This window comes from Caulobacter vibrioides, from assembly GCF_002858865.1.
In the GTDB taxonomy this organism is placed as follows: Bacteria; Pseudomonadota; Alphaproteobacteria; order Caulobacterales; family Caulobacteraceae; genus Caulobacter; species Caulobacter vibrioides.
Window position 1 is genome coordinate 180,895 of sequence record NZ_PJRR01000009.1, and the last position, 20,678, is coordinate 201,572.

Below are 20,678 nucleotides of genomic sequence, written 5' to 3' on the forward strand. Positions count from 1 at the left end.
GTCGTTAGGCGGCCGCAGCGCGGCTCTTTTCGAAGGAATCACGCAGGTCGCTGGCGGCGGCGATGGCGTTGTCGGCCAGGGTGCGCAGCTCGATGACCAGCGTCTGCAAGGTGGTCTTGGACGAGATCTCGCCCATCAGTTCGTAGTAGTCGCGGCCATCGACCGTGGTGATGCCGAAGTTCGACAGCGGCACGATCTTCTGGGCCTTCAGCAGGAACTCATTGAATTCCGCGCGATTGTTCTGCTCGTCGCAGGCCCACAACAGGGTCGAAACGACCAGTTGCAGCCCGCCACCGCTGACATAGATCGGCAGATCGCCGAACTCGTGCATGACGACCATCAGCACGGGCTCGACGCCCTCGACGACCGTCACGGTCATCTCGTCCTCGCGCACGAGCGCGCTTTCCACCAGTCCATCGCGCAGGGTGTGGATGGTCCAGGCGGTGTCGATAACGGAGTCCATGTGTCTGACGCCCTTGGGGGGATGGGGATTGGTCTGCAGCGCCGGTCCGCGGACCGACTCGACGACGATGGCCTGCACAGCCGAAAGAATGTCGGGCTTGCACGCCGCCGGCGCCCAGACCTCGATTTTCACGAAGCCGGCGTTCCGTCGCGCTTCGCGCCACGCCCGCGTTCTTTCAGCGGCCTGAGCGCTTCTCTTCAGTCTAGCAGGCATGCGTTACATGTACGCATAACATGTATGCTTGACAACCCATCGTATAGCGTCATCCTGCGACCGACTTCACCCGAGAGCAAGCACGCTTTCGGGAAACCGGCTTCGCCCACCAGATAAGCGAGCCGGCCCAGGATTCGAGGCCTCGCCGATCGCGATGTTCGGAAAACTCTTCGGCCGCAAAGACCAGCCCTCCGGCCCCGCCCTGCCCATCATTCGCAACGTGACGATCGGCCGGACCGTGGTGCTGGACCCGCTGGCCTGGCGGCGGCTGGGCGCGGAGACCAAGTTCGCCCTCGACCGCGACACGCTGGAGATCACCGCCCAAGGCCTGATCCAGCTGAACGACGGCGCGTTTGTCCATCGGTTCTACACGGACGACGAGATCCTGTTTCAGGTCGTCTCCGACGATCGCGAGGGGCAGAAGGCCAACGACTTCACCGTGTTCACGCCCTGGGCCAGCGAGTATCCGGCCGATCGAACCGATCACGAACTGTGGAGTCAGCGCCTGCGGTCTCGCACGTTCCAGCCCGAGGGCCTGCCGGCCTATACGCGCCTGTGGTTCGGCGACGAGGCCGAACAGCAGGATCCCGTGACGCTTTGGGAAGACGTCTACTATGCGCGCGACGCCCAGACGCCCGACCGACGCCTGTTCCAGACCGTGATGCTGTTCCATCGAGACCTTCTCGACGGGGATGGCCGCGAGCTTTTGCTGGCCCTGACCCTCGAGCCCGAGGACAGCAAGGACGTCAGTCACGAGACCATGATCGGCCTGCCGCTGTCGGTGGGCGAGTTCAGAGCCTAGAGCCTGCCTGGTTTAGATGGAACCATCTAAACCAGATAAACAGGCTTTAGATTCAAATAGTTAGGGCCCATTTTTACGCTTTAGATGATTCCATCTAAAGCTAATGGGCTCTAGTTTTTGACAAGCCACGCGTCCGATCAGCGCACGCCGATCGAACGGTCTTCTTGAGGAGAGCCAGCCAGATGTTCGACTTCATCGGTTTCAAGGAAGGGGCGATGGCCTTCCTGCTGGCCTTCGCGTTGGCGGGTCTGTTCACCATCGCCTTCAAGTACGTCTACCAGTGGGTGACGCCCTACAACGAAAAGGCCCTGATCCGGGAAGGCAACACGGCGGCCGCCATCGCCCTGGCCGGCGCGTTGATCGGCTATGTCCTGCCCCTGGCCTCGGCGCTCAGCCACACGGTCAGTCTGCCCGAGTTCGCGGCCTGGGCGACACTGGCCGGCGTGATCCAGATCGCGGCCTTCACCGGCGTTCGCATCGTCGCCCTGCCCGACGTCAAGACCCGCATCGAAAGCGGCGAGGTCTCGATCGGCGTTTATCTCGCGGGCATCTCCATCGCGGTCGGCCTGCTCAACGCCGCCTGCATGACCACCTGAGGACCTCGCCATGACCGCTCCTCGCAAGCGCTCGAATTCCCTCAAGCTCAGCAGCATGCTGGCGGGCGCGGCCTCGCTGACCCTGGCCGGCTGCGACGATCCCTCGCCCCAGGCCAGCTGGGACCCCAACCGCGGCGAACAGGTCCAGGCCTTCAGCTACAAGAGCCTCGCCGAATGCCAGGCGGCCAACGAGGTCTCGGATGAGCAGTGCGCGACCTCCTGGGCGACTGCTCAGAAAGACGACGCCGAAAAGGGCCCGCGCTACGACGCCCGCGCGACCTGCGAAGAGGTCTATGGCCCTGGCAACTGCGTGCCGCGCGGCCAGGACGGACAGAGCTTCTTCGGCCCCCTGTTGGCGGGCTTCGTGATCGGCCAGATGCTGGACGGCGGCGGCAGTTATCGCGGCACCGGCATGTATCGCCGCGATGATCGCTATGGCGGCGGCTACTATTCGACCTGGGGCGGCCAGCTCGGGCGCGACTACGGCACCGGCAAGACGGTCATCAGCAAGACCAGCATCGATCCGCCGGACGTGATCCGCAACGCGCCGCCCAAGGTGCAGACTCGCACCTCCGTCGTCTCGCGGGGCGGCTTCGGCGGCGGACGCAGCTACGCCAGCAGCAGCGGCGGCTACAAGGGCGGCTTCGGCGGCTGACTTTTGCTCCGACATTTTTGCGATTGACTCGCAACTAAGCCTGAGGCTTATTTGCGAAGCGTTCGCAAGAACGTGTCGGGCCGCTCACCGAAGTCGGTTCGCCAGGGCGGGTGTCGGCCCCCTGCCAGGCGAGGAGATTTCCGGCGTGCGGCCCGACCATTTCACAGATCTCTTCTCCGACGCCGCCCTGGATCGTTGCGGCCCCGCCGGTCTGGCCGAGGGTGAGCGGGTCCTGCTCTGGATGCTGCGCCAGTGGGCTGCGGCCCGTGTGCTGCGGGAAGAACCCGGCGCGCGCCTTTCAAAGACCGCTGGAGCCCTGATCTCGCCTCGCCTGGCCAGCGCCTTCATCCTGATGATGAGCGCCATCGAGGGGCAGGTTCGTCGCCCGCTGCGCTTCTCGACGCCCGGCTGCCGCGGTTACGTCGACGACGAGCAACGCCTCATCGTGGCCTGTGGCGTCAGCCCGGCAAGCTTGGAGATGGCCGATCGCCTGATCGAAGGCCTCGTGATCGCGCCCGAAGCCGTGACCTTGATGGCTCGCTACCTGAACGCCGCTTTGGCGCAGGAAGGTATGGCCTTGCCGATGCGCCTGGACGAGCCGGTGATCGCCGTCGCGCCCCTGCGCCCAAGAACGCTGCACTAGCTCCGTCGGGGCGGAGCGCCTCACTCGGCCGTCCGAGTCCAGCCCTCGTCGATCAGGCGTCGCGCCAGGGCCTGGGCGGCCATGACGACATCGTTCCAGGTCACGTCGAAGCCGGCGTCGTTCCCGTAGTAGGGATCGATGACTGCACGCCCAGCGTGGCCGTCCACCAGGTTCAGCAGCAACCCCACCTCGGCGGTCGCGTCAGCCGGCGCGACGTTCAGAAGGCCGCGCAGGTTGTCGTGATCCAGCGCGTAGATATGGGTGAAGGTCCGGAAATCCTCGACCCGCACCTGACGGGCGCGCAGGCCGCTGATGTCGACGCCGTTGCGGCGCGCCACGGCGATGGCGCGCGCGTCCGGGGCCTCGCCCTTGTGCCAGCCGCCGGTGCCGGCGCTGTCGGCGGCGACGTCCAGGCCCAGGCGCTCGGCTTCCGCGCGAAAAGCACCCTCAGCCAGCGGCGAGCGACAGATGTTGCCCATACAGACGAACAGAACCGTGGCCCGGGCCATCAGGCGCTCCCCCACCCGCCGCCACCGGGTGTTTCAATGACAATCACGTCGCCCGCAGACACCTCGACGAGGTCGGTCGCGCCCAAGGCTTGCACCTGACCATCGGCGCGCTCGACCCGCGCCGATCCCAAGGCGCCGGACTCGCCCCCTTCGAGGCCAAACGGCGCGACGCGGCGGCGGTTGGACAGCAGGGTCGCGGTCATCGGCTCGCGGAAGCCGATCTTGCGCACGACGCCATCGCCGCCCCGGTTGGCGCCGGCTCCGCCTGAGCCACGCCGGATCGAGAACGCCTCGACCAGCACCGGATAGCGCGCTTCCAGCACCTCGGGATCGGTCAGGCGACTGTTGGTCATGTGGGTCTGGACCGCGTCGGTCCCCGCAAAGTCCGGCCCTGCGCCGGAACCGCCGCAGATGGTCTCGTAGTACTGCCGACGATCATCGCCGAAGGTGAAGTTGTTCATCGTACCCTGCGCCGCCGCCAACACGCCCAGGGCGCCGTAGAGGGCGTCGACCACGACCTGGCTGGTCTCGACATTGCCCGCCACCACCGCCGCCGGATAGCGCGGCCGAAGCATCGAGCCCTCGGGGATCACCAGCTCGACCGGCCGCAGGCAGCCGTCGTTCATCGGAATTTCGTCGTCCACCAGGGTGCGGAAGACATACAGCGCCGCCGCCCGGCAGATCGAGGCCGGCGCATTGAAGTTGGTCGGGACCTGATCGCTGGTGCCAGTGAAATCGACACGGGCGGTCCGTGCCGCCTGATCCACCTTGATCGACACCCGGACCACCGCGCCGTCGTCGAGTTCGTAGGCGAACGCCCCGCTTTGCATGGTCGCCAGCACGCGGCGGACGGCCTCTTCGGCGTTGTCCTGGACGTGGGCCATATAGGCCTCGACCACCTCCAGGCCGAACTCGGCGACCATCCCGGTCAGGGCTTCAGCCCCGCGCGCGCAGGCGGCGATCTGGGCTTTCAGGTCGCCGATATTCTGGTCAGGATTGCGGGCGGGCCACTTGCCAGAGGCCAGCAGCGCCCGGGTCTCAGCCTCGCGGAAGCGGCCGTCTTCGACCAGCAGGAAGTTCTCGATCAGAACCCCCTCCTCCTCGACCGTGCGGCTGCTGGGCGGCATGGAGCCTGGCGTGATCCCGCCGATGTCGCCCTGGTGACCGCGCGCGGCGACGTAGAAGCGAAGCTCGCCCTCGCCGTCGAACACCGGCATCACCACCGTCACGTCCGGCAGGTGGGTGCCGCCGTTGTAGGGCGCGTTCAGCATGTAGACGTCGCCGGGCTGCATGCCGCGGCCATCGCTGCGCCGCGCCTCGCGGATCGCCCGCACGCTGTCGCCCATCGAGCCCAGATGCACCGGCATGTGCGGGGCGTTGGCGATCAGGGCGCCATCGCGATCAAACAGAGCGCATGAAAAGTCGAGCCGCTCCTTGATGTTCACCGAATAGGCGGTGTTCTGCAGGGCGAACCCCATCTCCTCGGCCACGGCCATGAAGAGGTTGTTGAACACCTCCAGCATCACCGGATCGGCGTCCGTACCGATGGCCTTGCGGCTCGGCAGGGCGACAATCCTCTCAAGGACGAGGTTCAGTTGCGCGTCGACGCTCGCCCGCCAGCCGGGCTCGACCACCGTGGTGCCCGTGGCTTCGCGGATGATCGCGGGGCCAGGGACCTCGGCGCCGACCGCCAGCGCTTCACGGTCGAACACCGGCGTGACACGAGCCTCGCCCGCCATCCGCGCCTCGACGGTGGCGAGCGGCGTCGGCGCGCCCCCCGCAGCGCTGGCGCCGAAGCTCGGGCGCTCGCCCGCATCCGCGTGGCCGATCGCCTCGACCGACAGGGTCTCGACGACCAGCGGCGTCGTCGGCGAAACAAAGCCAAAGCGACGCAGGTGCAGGTCCTCGAAGGTCGCTCGGACATGCTCGTCTAGAGGCACGACCAGCGGCGTGTCCGTGCCGGCGTACTTGACCCGCAGGCTCGCCACCGTCTCCAGCGCGGCCATGGGAACGTCCTGCGCACGCAGCGCGGCTTGCGCCTCGGCGGCGAGACGCTCCGCGCGCTCGGCCAGATCATCGGCTTGGTCCAGGGGTCGCTCGACCGTCTCCTCGCGGATCAGGCGCAGGTCCGCCAGGCCCATGCCATAGGCCGACAGCACCCCCGCGAAGGGGTGGATCATTACCTTGCTCATGCCCAAGGCGTCGGCCACCAGACAGGCATGCTGCCCGCCCGCGCCGCCGAAACAGGCCAGCACATAACGGGTCACGTCATAGCCGCGCTGGATCGAGATCTGCCGCACCGCCTTGGCCATGTTCTCGACGGCGATGGTGACGAAGCCCTCGGCGACCTCCTGCGGGGTCATCACGCGGCCGGTCGAGGCGGTGATCTGCGCCGCCATCGCCTCGAAGCCGCGCGTGACGGCCTCCACATCGAGCGGCTGATCGGCGCCCGGACCAAACACCTTCGGGAAGAATTCGGGCCGCAGCTTGCCCAGCATCACGTTGCAGTCGGTGACGGTCAGCGGCCCGCCTCGGCGATAGGCCGCCGGACCCGGAACCGCCCCGGCCGAGGCCGGTCCCACCCGCAGCCGCGCGCCGTCGAAGCTGCAGATCGAGCCGCCGCCCGCCGCCACCGTGTGGATGTTCATCATCGGGGCGCGCATCCGCACGCCCGCCACGACGGTCTCGAAGGCCCGCTCATAGGCGCCGGCATAGTGGCAGACATCGGTCGAGGTGCCGCCCATGTCGAAGCCGATCACCCGATCGAACCCGGCCTCGGCCGCCGTGCGCGCCATGCCGACCACGCCGCCGGCCGGGCCGGACAGGATGGCGTCCTTGCCTCGGAAAGCCCGCGCGTCGGTCAGGCCGCCATTGGACTGCATGAACAGCAGCCGGGTGTCGCGGCCCAGCGCCCCGCTGACCTGGTCCACATAGCGCCGCAGGATCGGCGACAGATAGGCGTCGACCACCGTGGTGTCGCCCCGTCCGACCAGCTTCATCAGCGGGCTGACTTCGTGGCTGACCGAGACCTGGGTGAAGCCGATTTCGCGGGCGATCATCGCCACCCGCGCCTCGTGATCGGTGAAGCGGAAGCCGTGAAGCAGCGCGATCGCCACGGCGCGGAAGCCGGCGTCGAACGCGGCTTGAAGGCCGGCGCGTGCGGCGGCGTCGTCCAGTGGCCGCAGCGCTGCCCCTTCAACGCTCATCCGCTCGTCGATCTCGACGACGCGGTCATAGAGCGCTTCGGGCTTGACGATGTGGCGCTCGAACAGCTTGGGCCGGGCCTGGTAGCCGATCCGCAGCGCGTCGGCATGGCCCTTCGTGATCGCCAGCACCGTGGGCTCGCCCTTGCGCTCCAACAGGGCGTTGGTCGCGACGGTGGTGCCCATCTTCACCGCATCGATGGCGGCGCCCTCGGGCAGCAGCGCACGAACGCCCGCCACGGCGGCGTCGGCATAGTGCTCAGGATTCTCCGACAGCAGCTTGTGGGTGACCAAGGACCCGTCCGGCCGGCGCGCAACGATGTCGGTGAACGTGCCGCCGCGATCGATCCAGAACTCCCAGCCGCGAGCGGTCATCGACGTCCCCATAGAATCCGATTTTCCCGGCGAATGCCGGGACCCAGATGCAGCCGATGCGCTCAAACAACCTGGCGCCAAACAGCCTTATGATCTGGGCCCCGGCATTCGCCGGGGAATTCGGGTTTAGAGGCTATTTCAATAGGCCGGAAGCCTCAGCGATCCCCCACACCCCCAGCGCCAGGAAGATCGCCGCCGCGCCGATACGCACATACTTGAGCGGCACGACCTTGGTCGCCGCCTCGCCCAGATAAACGGCCGGGACGTTGGCCAGCATCATCCCAAGGGTCGTGCCGGCGGCGACCCAGGCGATCGACTGGAACTTGGCGCCCAGGGCGACCGTGGCGATCTGGGTCTTGTCGCCCATCTCGACCAGGAAGAAGGCGATGGTGGTGGTCAGGAACACGCCATAGCGTCCGGCCGCGTCGCCATCCTCGTCGTCGGCCTTGTCCGGGATCAGGGCCCAGGCGGCCATGGCGATGAACGAGACGGCGATGGCCCATTTGAACCAGACGCCACTGAGAAAGTCGGCCACCCAGTAGCCCGCCGTGGCGGCCAGGGCGTGGTTGGCCAGCGTCGCCACCAGGATGCCCATGATGATCGGGATCGGCTTCTTGAACCGCGTGGCCAGGATGATGGCCAGAAGCTGGGTCTTGTCGCCGATCTCGGCGATGGCCACGACCAGGGTCGAGACGAGCAGGCTTTCCATGAAAACAGTCCTCGGGCCGGGCGCATGCCAATAGCGTCGATACCCCACCCGGCCCGGATGACGATCGGCGCCATTGGTCTCGCCAAGGAAGCTTCAAGTCCGCTTCCCTTCCCCGCGCCATGATCCGGAAGATCAAGTGTGTTGACGGCGGGGCCCGCTGATAGGCGCGGGCGGCTACTCCCCAAAGGTGGGCGGCGTTTAGCCTTTGGAGGCTTCCGGGTCAATCTCCCTTCCCCCTTGATGGGGGAGGGATCAGACGGCTTGCGGCGCGTCAAAGCGCATCACGTGGATCGCCACCCGCACCTTTCCGCCGACGAAGGCGCCGCCCACCGCCGTCAGCACCACCGGCGTATCGGCGTAGAAGGCCGTCGGTCCGATAACCCCGACATTGCTGGCGTTCTTGGCCACGCCCAGCGCGCCCCCGAACTTGCTGGCTTCGCCCGCGACGCCGCAGTTGTAGGAGGCCGCCCCCGTGATCGCGACCGTGGTCCGGGTGGAGACGGCCAGCACGATGGCGCGGTTGGGGATGACGATAGTCGTCGCCGTCGACGCGCCCGAGAGCGTCACCTCCTGCTCGAGAATCTCCAGCCGAGTATTGGCCAGACCCGGCGAGGTCGCGGCGATCGTGCTGCGGAACGTCGCCGACAGCGGCGTCCAGGCCGCGCCGTCGAAGGCGACGACCTGGTTTTCGTCCTTGACCCAGGCCAGCACGCCCTCGGCGGGGGCCAGGGCTTCCCACGCGCCCGCCTCGAACCGCATCAGGGTTCCGGCCGCCAGACCGCCCCAGGCCGCGCCGGTGGCGGCGGTCGGCAGAATCCAGACGCCGCCCGCGACCGGAGTGACGGGCTGGGCCGCGAGGGCGCGGCTTTCCACCGCCAGTTGGACCAGGGCGTCCAGCCGGGCGAGGCTCTCATTGATGGGAATGTGCTTCTGGGCCTGGGCGGCGACCACATAGGGCAGGCCAAGGCGGGGCGTGACATCGTCGAACATGGGCGGCTCCGAGCGGGGTTGAAATCCGCTCCAAGCATCGGGCCGCCGCGAAGGGCGGGGACGGAAGCTGTTCCGTCCCCGTGATCCCCCCGTCTATTCGGCGGCGAAAGCCAAGTGTTTTCCGGCGGTAAACGCCGTCTTGGCGGCCAGTTCGGCCTTGGCTTGCTCATACTCGGCCGCGAACTTGGCGACGAGTTCGCCGGCGGTCAGCACGTTGTCGATCGCGCCGATGCCCTGGCCGCAGCCCCAGATGTCGCGCCAGGCCTTGGCGTCCTGGTTGCCGCCCGAGCCGAAGTTCATCTTCGACGGATCGCTTTCCGGCAGGTTCTCCGGGTCCAGGCCCGCCTTGATGACCGAAGGCCGCAGATAGTTGCCGTGCACACCGGTGAAGAGGTTCGAGTAGAGAATATCGTCGGCCTTGCTGTCGACGATCATCTGCTTGTAGCCCTCGACGGCGTTGGCTTCCTTGGTGGCGATGAAGGCCGAGCCGACATAGGCCAGGTCCGCGCCCATGGCCTGGGCCGCCAGGATCGAGCGGCCCGAGGCGATCGAACCGGACAGCGCCACCGGGCCGTCGAACCACTGGCGGATTTCCTGGATCAGCGCGAACGGCGACAGGGTGCCGGCGTGGCCGCCCGCGCCGGCGGCGACCGGGATCAGGCCGTCTGCGCCCTTCTCGATCGCCTTGCGAGCGAAGCGGTCGGTGATGACGTCATGCAGGGTGATGCCGCCGTACGAGTGAATCGCCTGATTGACGTCCTCGCGGGCGCCCAGCGAAGTGATGACCAGCGGGACCTTGTATTTCACGCACATGGCGATGTCGTCTTCGAGACGGTTGTTCGTCTTGTGAACGATCTGGTTCACCGCGAACGGCGCCGACGGCATGTCGGGGTTGGCCTTGTCCCAGGCCGCCAGTTCCTCGGTGATCCGGGCCAGCCATTCGTCCAGCTGCGAGAGCGGGCGCGCGTTCAGCGACGGGAACGACCCGACGATGCCCGCCTTGCACTGGGCGATCACCAAGTCCGGGTTGCTGATGATGAACAGCGGCGAGGCGATGACCGGAAGGCGCAGGCGGTCGCGCAGGATCGGCGGCAGGGCCATAGAGAAGCTCCCTTTTGGAGGTCGGCTTGAGACGCCGAATATCTGATCAGCGATCAGCTTAAACAAGTGTTTGGCCCAGACGCAAGGCTTGACGGCCGTAGCGGCAGGGGCGCATCACGATCAAAAATACAAGAATGCTGCAGTGCAGGAGAGAGACGCTTTGACCGAGGCGATGACGCCCCTGGCCGAGGACTTCGGCGCCCAAGGCGACGCGGCGACCCGCGCGCGCTGGATGGCCCTGGTCGAGAAGACCCTCAAAGGTCAAAGCTTCGACGACGCGCTCACCGTCACGACACCAGACGGCCTGACGATCCAGCCGCTCTACACGGCGGAAGACGGCGTCGCCGTGGCGCGCGACCTGCGCGCCCGCGACACCGACCGCCCCTGGGACCTGCGGATGCGCGCGGCCCATCCTGTTCCGACGCGCGCGGCCAAGGACGTGCTCACCGACCTCGAAGGCGGGGCGGCCTCGGTGCTGCTGCAGATCGATCCGACCGGCGCGAACGGCGTCGCGGTCGGCTCGGCCGATGATCTTGGCAAGGCCCTTTCGGGCGTGTTGCTGGACCTCGCGCCCGTCGCGCTCGACGCAGGCTTCCTGGGTCCCAAGGCCGCCGACTGGCTGGGCGCGCTGGCCAAGGCCGCGCCCAACGCCCCCCTCGCCTTTCATCTCGATCCGCTGACCGCCTTCGCCCAGACCGGCGCCAGCCCTGGCCCGATCGAGAGCCATGTCTTCAACGCCGCGACGGTGGCCACGCGGCTCTCGGCCACCTACGCCAGGGCCAGCCTGTTCCTGGCCACGGGCCGCGCCGCGCATGAGGCGGGCGGCTCCAATGTCGAGGAACTGGCCCTGATGACGGCCAGCGCTCTCGCCTATGCCAAGGCTCTGGTCCGCTCGGGCCTGACGATCGAGGAGGCGTTCGGCCGTATCGTCCTGGGCGTCAGCCTGGACGGCGAGTACTTCACCGGCGTCGCCAAGGTGCGCGCCGCCAAGGCCCTCTGGGCGCGGCTCACAGAATCCTGCGGCGTCACTGTCGCCCCGACCATCGAGGCGCGCTCCTCGCGGCGTATGCTGGCCAAGGCCGACGCCTGGACGAACCTCTTGCGCCTGACCTCGGCCGGGTTCGCCGGCGCGGTCGGGGGCGCGGACGCCATCGTGCTGGACGCCTTCACCGACGCCATCGGCCTGCCCACCGCCTTCGCCCGCCGCCAGGCCCGCAACACCCAGTTGGTCCTGATGGAAGAGAGCCACCTGGGCCGCGTCGCCGATCCGGCCGGCGGGGCCTGGTACCTCGACAGCCTGACCGACCAGCTGGCCCGCGCCGCCTGGGCGTCGTTCCAGGCCATCGAAGGCGCCGGCGGTGTCATCAAGGCCCTGGAGGCCGGCCTCATCGCTGACGCCGTCGCCAAGAGCCGCACGGTCCAGGAGGCCGCCTACGCCGACAAGAGCCGCAAGATCCTGGGCGTCACCGTCTTCCCCAACGCCGACGACAAGACCCCGGAGGTCGAGACACCCGACCCGTCCGCCTTCGCCGTCCAAGGTCCTGACGTCCGCCTGCCCGGACCGGACAGCCATTGCCCGGCCCTGACGCCGGTTCGCTTCGCCGCCGCCTTCGAGGGAGCCTGAGCTCATGAGCAAGTTCCCCGATTTCACGACGATCGACTTCGCCGAAGTCCCCGCCCCGGCCGCGCCCCAAGGCGAGGCCTGGAACACGCCCGAGGGCGTCGCCGTGGCTCCGGCCTTCGATGCGAGCGACGTTGCGGGCCTCGACTTCACCGGCGGCTTCCCGGGCGTGGCGCCGTTCGTGCGCGGCCCCTATCCGACCATGTACGTGACCAACCCGTGGACGGTGCGTCAGTACGCGGGCTTCTCGACCGCCGAGGACTCCAACGCCTTCTATCGCCGCAACCTAGCGGCCGGTCAGATGGGCCTCTCGGTGGCCTTCGACCTGGCCACTCACCGCGGCTATGACAGCGACCACGAGCGGGTGAAGGGCGACGTCGGCATGGCGGGCGTGGCCATCGACTCGATCCTGGACATGCGCACCCTCTTCTCGGGCATCCCGCTCGACAAGATGAGCGTGTCGATGACCATGAACGGCGCGGTGCTGCCGATCCTGGCGCTCTACATCGTCGCGGCCGAGGAGCAGGGCGTCTCGCCCGACAAGCTCTCGGGGACGATCCAGAACGACATCCTCAAAGAGTTCATGGTGCGGAACACCTACATCTATCCGCCCGCGCCCTCGATGCGGATCATCTCGGACATCTTCGCCTTCACCTCGGCGAATATGCCCAAGTTCAACTCGATCTCGATCAGCGGCTACCACATGCAGGAGGCCGGAGCGACGGCCGACCTGGAGCTGGCCTACACCCTGGCCGACGGCGTCGAATACGCCCGCGCCGGTGTCGCGGCCGGCATGAGCATCGACCAGTTCGCGCCACGCCTGTCGTTCTTCTGGGCGATCGGCATGAACTACTTCATGGAAGTGGCGAAGATGCGCGCGGCCCGCCTGCTCTGGGCCCGCCTGATGAAGCGCGAGTTCGATCCCAAAGACGACCGCTCGCTGTCCCTGCGCACTCACAGCCAGACCTCGGGCTGGTCGCTGGCGGCCCAGGACGTGTTCAACAACGTCGCCCGCACCTGCGTCGAGGCTATGGCCGCCGTGAACGGCCAGACCCAGAGCCTGCACACCAACAGCCTGGACGAGGCCCTGGCCCTGCCGACCGACTTCTCGGCCCGGATCAGCCGCAACACCCAGCTCTTCCTGCAGATGGAAAGTGGCACGACCCGCGTCGCCGACCCGTGGGGCGGCAGCTACTATGTCGAGCGCCTGACCTACGAGCTGGCCCAGAAGGCCCTGGCCCACATCGAGGAGGTCGAGGCGCTGGGCGGCATGGCCAAGGCCATCGAGCAGGGCCTGCCGAAGCTCCGCATCGAGGAAGCCGCCGCCCGCACCCAGGCCCGCATCGACAGCGGCAAGCAGAGCGTCGTGGGCGTCAACCGCTACAAGCCCGAGGTCGCCGACGACATCCCGGTGCTGAAGGTCGACAACGGCGCGGTCCGCGCGCAACAGCTGGAGAAGCTGGCCCGCCTGAAGGCCGAGCGCGATCCGGCCGCCACCGAGGCCGCCCTGAAGGCTCTGGAAGACGGCGCGCGGGGCGATGGCAACCTGCTGGCTCTGGCCGTCGACGCCGCCCGCGCCAAGGCCACCGTGGGCGAGATCAGCTACGCCCTGGAGAAGGTGTTCGGCCGTCACCGCGCCGAGATCAAGTCGATCCAGGGGGTCTATATGAAGGAGGCCGGCAACGATCCCACCGCCGCGCGCGCCAAGGCCATGGTCGAGGCGTTCGAGCAGGCCGACGGTCGCCGTCCCCGCATCCTGATCGCCAAGATGGGCCAAGATGGTCATGACCGCGGCCAGAAGGTGATCGCCACCGCCTTCGCCGATCTCGGCTTCGACGTCGACATCGGCCCTCTGTTCCAGACCCCCGCCGAGGCCGCCCGCCAAGCGGTGGAGAACGACGTCCACGTCGTGGGCGCCAGCTCTCTAGCCGCCGGTCACCTGACCCTAGCCCCGGAGCTGAAGGCCGAGCTGGCCAAGCAGGGCCGCGACGACGTCCTGATGGTCGTGGGCGGCGTGATCCCGCCGCAGGACTTCCAGGCCCTGCGCGACGCGGGCGCTGCGGCGATCTTCCCGCCGGGGACGGTCATCGCCGAAGCGGCCATCGAGCTGCTGGAGCAATTGAACCGGCAGCTGGGCTACACCCAGTCCTAGGCGGCCTTCCGACGAAACAGCCCGCGCTTCTTCTGGGAGCGCTCGGCCGCGATCTCGTCGGGCAGGCCGTGGCGGGCCTCGATGTCCTTCTGTAGCGCCTTGGCCGCCATCAGGTGGCCAGGGAACAGCATGTCGACCACCGAGCCGGCGAACGGCACGGCGTCGGTCGCGGTGTCGGCCAGAACATAGGCCAGCATTCTGGCGACCGTCGCGATAGACGCGCCGGCGCTTATGGCGTTGAAAATCAGCAAGGCGCCTGCCCCGACGCTGTAGAGCGGGCCGACGCCAGGCACCCACGACAGCACGCCGTCAAGGCCCAGTCCGAAAGGCCCGAGCCCTATCAGACGGTCCGACAGCCCCTTGATGCTTTCGGCCGACCGCCAGGCGCGATGGGCCTTGGCGCGGCGATCTGTGTGACGGTCGGAATAGTCGGCGGAGACAGAGATGTCGTCGGTCATGCTGTGCTCAACGCTCCGTCCCTGTTGTCGTTACCGTCAGCCCAGGAAGACGACCCGTCGCTTCTCCTTGCCGGCCTGGATACGGGCCAGCAGGTCACGGTACTCTTGCGTCGCCTGGACCTCCTTGCGGGTCCCTTCGAAATAGATCGTGTCGTCCATGTGGTTGGTCAACAGGTCGGCCGACCACTTGTGGCCGGTGAACAGGACGTCGGCCGCCTTGCCGGCCACGGGAATGGAGCCGGCGACGGTGTCGATCAGGATGATGGCGCAGATCTGGATGATGACCATCGGCGCGGCCCGCGCCCGCACGGCGTCCAGCACGATCAGGCCGCCCGCGCCCAGGCTGTAGAGCTCGCCCGCCCCCGGAATCCAGGTCAGCAGGCCATCAAGGCCCACGCCAAAGGGGCCCACCCCCACGACATTGTCGGAGAGCTTTTTCACCCGCTCCACATTGGCGCGGATGTTGTGCAGCTCGACGTGCGATTTCGCGAAGATCACCAAGGGGCTCCGGGACGCGGTAAACGTGGGCAATCTGCCTGAAGCACGGCCCCGCAGGAAGTGGCGGCGGGCCAGATTCCCGCCCTGAGCGAACAGCGTGATCGAAAGTCTCGCGTACGGAGGGAGCCCCTCGCGAAAGACGAGGTTTGCGCCTAAGTTAACGACACGGTCCGCCAGGATTCTCGGATGCTGATCACGACTACGCCATTCATCGAAGGCCGCCCCGTGCAGGAGTACAAGGGCGCGATCTACGCCCAGTCGATCCTGGGCGCGAATGTCGTTCTCGACCTCTTGGCGGCGATCCGCGACTTTATCGGCGGCCATTCCAAGTCGTACGAACGCGTCCTGGCCCGCGCCCGCGAGGACGCGATGAAGAACCTCATCAAGGAAGCCGAGAAGCTGGGGGCCAACGCCATCCTGGCGGTCGACCTCGACTACAATACTGTCGGCCCGCAGGGCTCGATGATGATGGTGTCGGTTTCCGGGACCGCCGTCGTCCTCTAGGCGCGGGAGGTTTAAGTGTACGCTGTCAAACTACCGAAACGTGCTCTAGATAGTTTACTTTATAGCCTTCTGGGTAACACAAACGGCTCTGTCTAAGTCAGACAGACAGCCTGTGAGCGTTTTCGATGAGTACGAAAATGCGATCGAGAAACACTCTGACTTTCAAACAGAGCCCTTTCCGATCTGATTGGCTCAGAGGCCGATCGTGAGGACCGCCCATCATCTCTCTATTGGCCCTATCTGGGGCGCACATGACCTACAGGCGCAGCCCCTCGGTGGGTTGCTGACGCAGCGACCACAAGTCCGTGCGCCCCGGTCGGTTCCGGCACGAGCCTTCAATCTGGCCTTGGGAGAACGCTAAACTCTAGCGCCCCTCCGCCAGTCCACAAACCGCGCCAACCCTTCAGCGAGCTTGACCTTGGGCTTGTAGCCGCAGAGGGCGTGCAGTTTGTCGATATTGGCATAGGTGGCGGTGACGTCGCCCGGCTGCATAGGACGGAAGACCTTGTTGGCTTCGATCCCCAGCGCCGCTTCCAGCGTGTTGATCATGTCCATCAGGCCGACGGGGTCGTTGTCGCCGATGTTGTAGACCTCGTGCCCGCCCTTGGCCGGCGGGTTATCGAGGACGCCCAGGATGCCGTCGACGATGTCGTCGATATAGGTGAAGTCGCGGGCCATCTTGCCCTCGCCATAGACCTCGATCGTCTCGCCCTTCAGCATCTTCTCGGTGAAACTGAAATAGGCCATATCCGGCCGCCCCCACGGGCCATAGACCGTGAAGAACCGCAGGCCCGATTGCGGGAAGCCGTAGAGCTTGGCGTAGCTCTGGCTAAGCAACTCGCACGAGCGCTTGGTGGCGGCGTAGAGCGACACCGGGCTCTCAGCCGGATCACTCTCCTTGAAGCCCTCGCCATTCAGCGGGCGGTCGCCATAGACGCTGGACGAGCTGGCGTAGACGAGGTGCTCGACGCCGGCGTGGCGGCAGGCTTCCAGCACCGAGAGATGGCCGGCCAGGTTGCTGCGCTCATAGGCGAACGGGTTCTCGATCGAGTAGCGAACGCCGGCCTGGGCGGCCAGGTGGATCACCTTCTGGGCGCCGGAGGCCTTCACTAGGTCGGCCAAGGCCTCATGGTCGGCGATGTCCATACGGAGCATCGTAAAGCCGTCGCGGCCGTCCAGGCGCGCCGCGCGGGCCTCCTTGAGGGCCGGGTCGTAGTAGGCGTTGAAGACATCGACGCCGATCACGGTCTCGCCGCGGTCGAGCAGGCGCTCGGCCACGTGGTAGCCCACGAAGCCGGCCGCGCCCGTGACGATGATGGGCGCCTTGCTCATGCTCAGCCGCGCCCGATGGAGGCGTAGGTAAAGCCGTGGCGCTCCATCTCGGCGGGCTTGTAGACGTTGCGCAGGTCGACCACGACCGGGGTCTTGAGCAGGCTCTTGACGCGATCAAGGTCGAGCGCGCGGAACTGGTCCCACTCGGTCAGGATCACCAGAGCGTCGGCGCCCTCGGCGACGTCATAGGCGCCCGACTTGAACTCGACGCCGGCCAGCATGTGCGCGGCTTCCTTGGCGCCTTCGGGGTCGAAGGCCTGGACCTTGGCGCCCATGGCCTGCAGGGCCGGCAGGATGTCGAGGCTGGGCGCGTCGCGCATATCGTCGGTGTTGGGCTTGAAGGTCACGCCCAGCACGCCGATGGTCTTGCCGCTGAGGTCGCGGGTTCCCATGGCCTCGGCGACCTTCTCGGCCATGGCCTTCTTGCGGGCGGTGTTGACCTCGACCGTGGTCTCGATCAGCCGGGTCGGCGCGCCGTACTGCTGGGCCGTCTTCACGAGGGCGATCGTGTCCTTCGGGAAGCAGCTGCCGCCATAGCCGGGGCCGGCGTTCAGGAACTTAGCCCCGATCCGCTTGTCCAGGCCAATGCCCTTGGCCACCGACTGGACGTCGGCGCCGACCTTCTCGCAGAGGTCGGCCATCTCGTTGATGAAGGTGATCTTCATCGCCAGGAACGCGTTGGCCGCGTACTTGATCAGCTCGCTGGTGCGGCGGCCGGTGAAGACGATCGGCGTCTCGTTCAGGCTCAGCGGCCGGTAGAGGTCGCGCATCACCGCCTGGGCGCGCTCATCGTCGGTGCCGACCACCACGCGGTCGGGGCGCTTGAAGTCCTCGATCGCCGCGCCTTCGCGCAGGAACTCCGGGTTGGAGACCACGGCGAACTGGGCGTTCGGATTGGTCTTCCTGATAATCGCCTCGACCTCGTCGCCGGTGCCGACCGGCACGGTCGACTTGGTGACCACCACGGTGAAACCGTCGATCAGGCCGGCAATCTCTTCGGCCGCCGCATAGACGTACGACAGGTCCGCATGGCCATCGCCGCGACGGGTCGGCGTGCCCACGGCGATGAACACCGCATCGGCGTCCTTGATCGCCTGGGCGCCCTCGAGCGTAAAGAACAGCCGGCCTTCACGAACGTTGCGGGCGACCAGGTCATCCAGGCCCGGCTCGAAGATCGGAATCTCGCCGCGCTCCAGGCGCTCGATCTTGCTCGGATCCTTGTCGATGCACGTCACCACGTGACCAAAGTCGGCGAAGCACGCCCCAGACACCAGGCCCACATAACCCGTGCCAATCATCGCTACGCGCATATTTTCCCTATCGCCTTCGCCGCTCAATCAAGCTGGGCCTACAGATTGAACACAAGACCAGCATCGTGCAGCCTGTATAGCCCAGGGCATGACTACTCGCTTGAAATGACGCCGTCACGAATGGTGTTGGCCATAGGCGCCGCTATGCGGGTGCTCGCGACTGCGAACAATGCCGGTCACAACGCCCCGCTGCCAGGGGGGCGCCCCGCCAGAGAGAAGTTATGGGTCCTGATGTGACCCCCATTTCTCATCCAGCTAGAACGAGAGTCCTAGGTTGATTTGAGCCTTGCCCTCGACCTTGGAGCAGGTCGGGCCGGGCTTCCTCGCCGGGCGATGATAGCGTCAAGTTCGCGGGCCACCCGAGCGCCCGATAGCAAGGCGTCTGCCACCCGCGCCCGGCAGCGTGCGCTTGAGCCTGGCGTTCTCGTCCTCCAAGCGAAGCCGCCCGCCGATGCCTGAGATCTCGGAGCAGCGCCGGAAGCTGACGACGCTCGCCCCCTATCGCGCTCGTGCCAAGTTTCGCGGTGAACGCCGCACTGGACGCCCAAAGGAGACCTCAAAGGCGAAGCGCGATTTGCTGGTTGCAGGCCCGCGAACGCTCCTGTATCGAACCCCCTCCCCCGCCGACGTGATTTGCGTCGACACCCGGATGGCCCGGTGGCGGAGTGGTGACGCAGCGGACTGCAAATCCGTGCACGCCGGTTCGATTCCGGCCCGGGCCTCCATCATTATTGCAATCACTTAGCGACATCGTCGATCGGCCAGAGTCGACCTCAAAGTCCTGAGTATGCAGCCACGACGCTGCTCCAGAAACCCGGGCCGCCGCCAAAGCCGCGCCGGCGGCCGTCAGGGTGGGTGCAACAGCAAATACGATATCAGGGCGAAGCCGGCGCGCCACTCCGATCGCTGCGGGCGTAGCGCTCAAACCAAATGACGCCAAGTGAGCGACACGACGAAGACCGCCGGGTCGGCGCGGGACATAAAGGGGCTACGGTGGACCGTCACGCCGTTGAGGCGCCTCTCGTGACCCAGTCGCTCCGGAATAGCCCGCTCCCATTTCCCAAGCTGGATAGTCGGGCGGGCCGGTCACAACCTCGACCGAATGGCCGCGTCGCAGCAAATCCTCGGCCAATTCCGTTGTGTACTTGGCGCAGCCGACCAGTTCAGGCGCGTAGTTCAATCCCACGATCAGAACGCGCAAAGGCTCTCCTAACTTATCGCGCGCGCCTTCGACTTTCGTGACTGTTGTTTATTCGCCCAAGACCGGAACCGCTTTCATCCCCGCCCAATCCCGGTATGGAAAATTCCTGCGGCCCTCATCTCGGCGGGCTTGTAGACGTTGCGCAGGTCGACCACGACCGGGGTCTTGAGCAGGCTCTTGAGGCGATCAAGGTCGAGCGCGCGGAACTGGTCCCACTCGGTCAGGATCACCAGGGCGTCGGCGCCCTCGGCGGCGTCATAGGCGCCCGCCTTGAACTCGACGCCGGCCAGCATGTGCGCGGCTTCCTTGGCGCCTTCGGGATCGAAGGCCTGGACCTTGGCGCCCATGGCCTGCAGGGCCGGCAGGATGTCGAGGCTGGGCGCGTCGCGCATATCGTCGGTGTTGGGCTTGAAGGTCACGCCCAGCACGCCGATGGTCTTGCCGCTGAGGTCGCGGGTTCCCATGGCCTCGGCGACCTTCTCGGCCATGGCCTTCTTGCGGGCGGTGTTGACCTCGACCGTGGTCTCGATCAGCCGGGTCGGCGCGCCGTACTGCTGGGCCGTCTTCACGAGGGCGATCGTGTCCTTCGGGAAGCAGCTGCCGCCATAGCCGGGGCCGGCGTTCAGGAACTTAGCCCCGATCCGCTTGTCCAGGCCAATGCCCTTGGCCACCGACTGGACGTCGGCGCCGACCTTCTCGCAGAGGTCGGCCATCTCGTTGATGAAGGTGATCTTCATCGCCAGGAACGCGTTGGCCGCGTACTTGATCAGCTCGCTGGTGCGGCGGCCGGTGAAGACGATCGGCGTCTCGTTCAGGCTCAGCGGCCGGTAGAGGTCGCGCATCACCGCCTGGGCGCGCTCATCGTCGGTGCCGACCACCACGCGGTCGGGGCGCTTGAAGTCCTCGATCGCCGCGCCTTCGCGCAGGAACTCCGGGTTGGAGACCACGGCGAACTGGGCGTTCGGATTGGTCTTCCTGATAATCGCCTCGACCTCGTCGCCGGTGCCGACCGGCACGGTCGACTTGGTGACCACCACGGTGAAACCGTCGATCAGGCCGGCAATCTCTTCGGCCGCCGCATAGACGTACGACAGGTCCGCATGGCCATCGCCGCGACGGGTCGGCGTGCCCACGGCGATGAACACCGCATCGGCGTCCTTGATCGCCTGGGCGCCCTCGAGCGTAAAGAACAGCCGGCCTTCACGAACGTTGCGGGCGACCAGGTCATCCAGGCCCGGCTCGAAGATCGGAATCTCGCCGCGCTCCAGGCGCTCGATCTTGCTCGGATCCTTGTCGATGCACGTCACCACGTGACCAAAGTCGGCGAAGCACGCCCCAGACAC

The 20,678-nt window shown here is 66.8% G+C and carries 18 protein-coding genes, 1 tRNA gene and 1 riboswitch; of the genes, 8 read left to right on the top strand and 11 right to left on the bottom strand.

The window, feature by feature from the left end:
* Nucleotides 1-4: 4 nt before the first annotated feature.
* Entirely contained in the window at nucleotides 5-676 is a 672-nt protein-coding gene (locus tag CVUC_RS06170; RefSeq protein WP_096033735.1) for a YjfI family protein, read from the bottom strand.
* 148 nt (nucleotides 677-824) lie between these two features.
* Here CVUC_RS06170 and CVUC_RS06175 point away from each other — a divergent pair, with 148 nt between their 5' ends.
* From CVUC_RS06175 to CVUC_RS06190, 4 genes are all read left to right on the top strand, one after another.
* Nucleotides 825-1,478, top strand: a complete 654-nt coding sequence (locus CVUC_RS06175; protein ID WP_164468279.1) for a YjfK family protein — start codon at nucleotides 825-827, stop codon at nucleotides 1,476-1,478.
* A gap of 164 nt (nucleotides 1,479-1,642) precedes the next feature.
* On the top strand, nucleotides 1,643-2,074 hold the full coding sequence (locus CVUC_RS06180; protein WP_096033737.1) for a DUF350 domain-containing protein: 432 nt from the start codon (nucleotides 1,643-1,645) through the stop codon (nucleotides 2,072-2,074).
* A gap of 10 nt (nucleotides 2,075-2,084) precedes the next feature.
* Nucleotides 2,085-2,729: a DUF1190 domain-containing protein gene (locus tag CVUC_RS06185; protein ID WP_096033738.1), complete on the top strand. Its 645-nt coding sequence runs from the start codon at nucleotides 2,085-2,087 to the stop codon at nucleotides 2,727-2,729.
* 145 nt (nucleotides 2,730-2,874) lie between these two features.
* Nucleotides 2,875-3,372, top strand: coding sequence for a hypothetical protein (locus tag CVUC_RS06190; RefSeq protein ID WP_096033739.1), 498 nt, complete (start codon nucleotides 2,875-2,877; stop codon nucleotides 3,370-3,372).
* 20 nt (nucleotides 3,373-3,392) lie between these two features.
* Here CVUC_RS06190 and CVUC_RS06195 read toward each other — a convergent pair whose 3' ends face one another.
* From CVUC_RS06195 to CVUC_RS06215, 5 genes are all read right to left on the bottom strand, one after another.
* Nucleotides 3,393-3,896, bottom strand: a complete 504-nt coding sequence (locus CVUC_RS06195) for a low molecular weight protein-tyrosine-phosphatase (protein ID WP_096033740.1) — start codon at nucleotides 3,894-3,896, stop codon at nucleotides 3,393-3,395.
* The gene (locus tag CVUC_RS06200) at nucleotides 3,881-7,459 is read right to left on the bottom strand and encodes a hydantoinase B/oxoprolinase family protein (protein WP_164468155.1); all 3,579 of its coding nucleotides are present in this window, start codon (nucleotides 7,457-7,459) and stop codon (nucleotides 3,881-3,883) included. Before CVUC_RS06200 ends, CVUC_RS06195 begins: the two co-directional genes overlap by 16 nt.
* 133 nt (nucleotides 7,460-7,592) lie before the next feature.
* Nucleotides 7,593-8,168, bottom strand: a complete 576-nt coding sequence (locus tag CVUC_RS06205) for a TMEM165/GDT1 family protein (RefSeq protein WP_096033742.1) — start codon at nucleotides 8,166-8,168, stop codon at nucleotides 7,593-7,595.
* Nucleotides 8,169-8,252: 84 nt separating this feature from the next.
* Nucleotides 8,253-8,363: riboswitch (yybP-ykoY riboswitch) on the bottom strand.
* Nucleotides 8,364-8,420: 57 nt separating this feature from the next.
* Entirely contained in the window at nucleotides 8,421-9,158 is a 738-nt protein-coding gene (locus CVUC_RS06210) for a DUF2793 domain-containing protein (protein WP_096033743.1), read from the bottom strand.
* A gap of 93 nt (nucleotides 9,159-9,251) precedes the next feature.
* Complete coding sequence (locus CVUC_RS06215) at nucleotides 9,252-10,259, bottom strand: NAD(P)H-dependent flavin oxidoreductase (protein ID WP_096033744.1); 1,008 nt, start codon at nucleotides 10,257-10,259, stop codon at nucleotides 9,252-9,254.
* 172 nt (nucleotides 10,260-10,431) lie between these two features.
* Here CVUC_RS06215 and CVUC_RS06220 point away from each other — a divergent pair, with 172 nt between their 5' ends.
* Both CVUC_RS06220 and scpA read left to right on the top strand, forming a co-directional pair.
* Entirely contained in the window at nucleotides 10,432-11,883 is a 1,452-nt protein-coding gene (locus tag CVUC_RS06220) for a methylmalonyl-CoA mutase subunit beta (protein WP_096034791.1), read from the top strand.
* A 4-nt stretch (nucleotides 11,884-11,887) separates the two neighbouring features.
* A complete protein-coding gene (scpA, locus tag CVUC_RS06225) occupies nucleotides 11,888-14,032 on the top strand; it encodes a methylmalonyl-CoA mutase (protein WP_096033745.1) in 2,145 nt (714 codons plus the stop codon).
* On the opposite strand, the gene CVUC_RS06230 is transcribed toward scpA, so the two are convergent.
* Entirely contained in the window at nucleotides 14,029-14,490 is a 462-nt protein-coding gene (locus CVUC_RS06230) for a DUF4112 domain-containing protein (protein ID WP_096033746.1), read from the bottom strand. The genes scpA and CVUC_RS06230 overlap by 4 nt on opposite strands.
* 36 nt (nucleotides 14,491-14,526) lie before the next feature.
* Nucleotides 14,527-14,991, bottom strand: a complete 465-nt coding sequence (locus CVUC_RS06235) for a DUF4112 domain-containing protein (RefSeq protein WP_024265801.1) — start codon at nucleotides 14,989-14,991, stop codon at nucleotides 14,527-14,529.
* A 183-nt stretch (nucleotides 14,992-15,174) separates the two neighbouring features.
* Here CVUC_RS06235 and CVUC_RS06240 point away from each other — a divergent pair, with 183 nt between their 5' ends.
* Nucleotides 15,175-15,492, top strand: coding sequence for a heavy metal-binding domain-containing protein (locus CVUC_RS06240; protein ID WP_010920235.1), 318 nt, complete (start codon nucleotides 15,175-15,177; stop codon nucleotides 15,490-15,492).
* Nucleotides 15,493-15,849: 357 nt separating this feature from the next.
* On the opposite strand, the gene CVUC_RS06245 is transcribed toward CVUC_RS06240, so the two are convergent.
* Together CVUC_RS06245 and CVUC_RS06250 are read right to left on the bottom strand one after the other, a co-directional pair.
* On the bottom strand, nucleotides 15,850-16,824 hold the full coding sequence (locus CVUC_RS06245; protein ID WP_096033747.1) for an NAD-dependent epimerase/dehydratase family protein: 975 nt from the start codon (nucleotides 16,822-16,824) through the stop codon (nucleotides 15,850-15,852).
* Between the two features lie 2 nt (nucleotides 16,825-16,826).
* Nucleotides 16,827-18,134, bottom strand: a complete 1,308-nt coding sequence (locus CVUC_RS06250; RefSeq protein ID WP_096033748.1) for a UDP-glucose dehydrogenase family protein — start codon at nucleotides 18,132-18,134, stop codon at nucleotides 16,827-16,829.
* Between the two features lie 651 nt (nucleotides 18,135-18,785).
* Here CVUC_RS06250 and CVUC_RS06255 point away from each other — a divergent pair.
* Nucleotides 18,786-18,859 (top strand) — tRNA-Cys (locus CVUC_RS06255).
* 550 nt (nucleotides 18,860-19,409) lie between these two features.
* Here the strand turns inward: CVUC_RS06255 and CVUC_RS06260 are convergent.
* Nucleotides 19,410-20,678, bottom strand: a 1,269-nt coding sequence (locus CVUC_RS06260) for a UDP-glucose dehydrogenase family protein (protein ID WP_101685797.1), incomplete at its 5' end; no start/stop codon positions are given.

Bases quoted from the DNA above. Each gene is read 5' to 3' on its own strand.
- CVUC_RS06170 (WP_096033735.1), bottom strand. From the start codon at position 676: ATGCCTGCTAGACTGAAGAGAAGCGCTCAGGCCGCTGAAAGAACGCGG.
- CVUC_RS06185 (WP_096033738.1), top strand. From the start codon at position 2,085: ATGACCGCTCCTCGCAAGCGCTCGAATTCCCTCAAGCTCAGCAGCATG.
- CVUC_RS06200 (WP_164468155.1), bottom strand. From the start codon at position 7,459: ATGACCGCTCGCGGCTGGGAGTTCTGGATCGATCGCGGCGGCACGTTC.
- CVUC_RS06205 (WP_096033742.1), bottom strand. From the start codon at position 8,168: ATGGAAAGCCTGCTCGTCTCGACCCTGGTCGTGGCCATCGCCGAGATC.
- CVUC_RS06210 (WP_096033743.1), bottom strand. From the start codon at position 9,158: ATGTTCGACGATGTCACGCCCCGCCTTGGCCTGCCCTATGTGGTCGCC.
- CVUC_RS06215 (WP_096033744.1), bottom strand. From the start codon at position 10,259: ATGGCCCTGCCGCCGATCCTGCGCGACCGCCTGCGCCTTCCGGTCATC.
- CVUC_RS06220 (WP_096034791.1), top strand. From the start codon at position 10,432: ATGACGCCCCTGGCCGAGGACTTCGGCGCCCAAGGCGACGCGGCGACC.
- scpA (WP_096033745.1), top strand. From the start codon at position 11,888: ATGAGCAAGTTCCCCGATTTCACGACGATCGACTTCGCCGAAGTCCCC.
- CVUC_RS06230 (WP_096033746.1), bottom strand. From the start codon at position 14,490: ATGACCGACGACATCTCTGTCTCCGCCGACTATTCCGACCGTCACACA.
- CVUC_RS06240 (WP_010920235.1), top strand. From the start codon at position 15,175: ATGCTGATCACGACTACGCCATTCATCGAAGGCCGCCCCGTGCAGGAG.
- CVUC_RS06245 (WP_096033747.1), bottom strand. From the start codon at position 16,824: ATGAGCAAGGCGCCCATCATCGTCACGGGCGCGGCCGGCTTCGTGGGC.
- CVUC_RS06250 (WP_096033748.1), bottom strand. From the start codon at position 18,134: ATGCGCGTAGCGATGATTGGCACGGGTTATGTGGGCCTGGTGTCTGGG.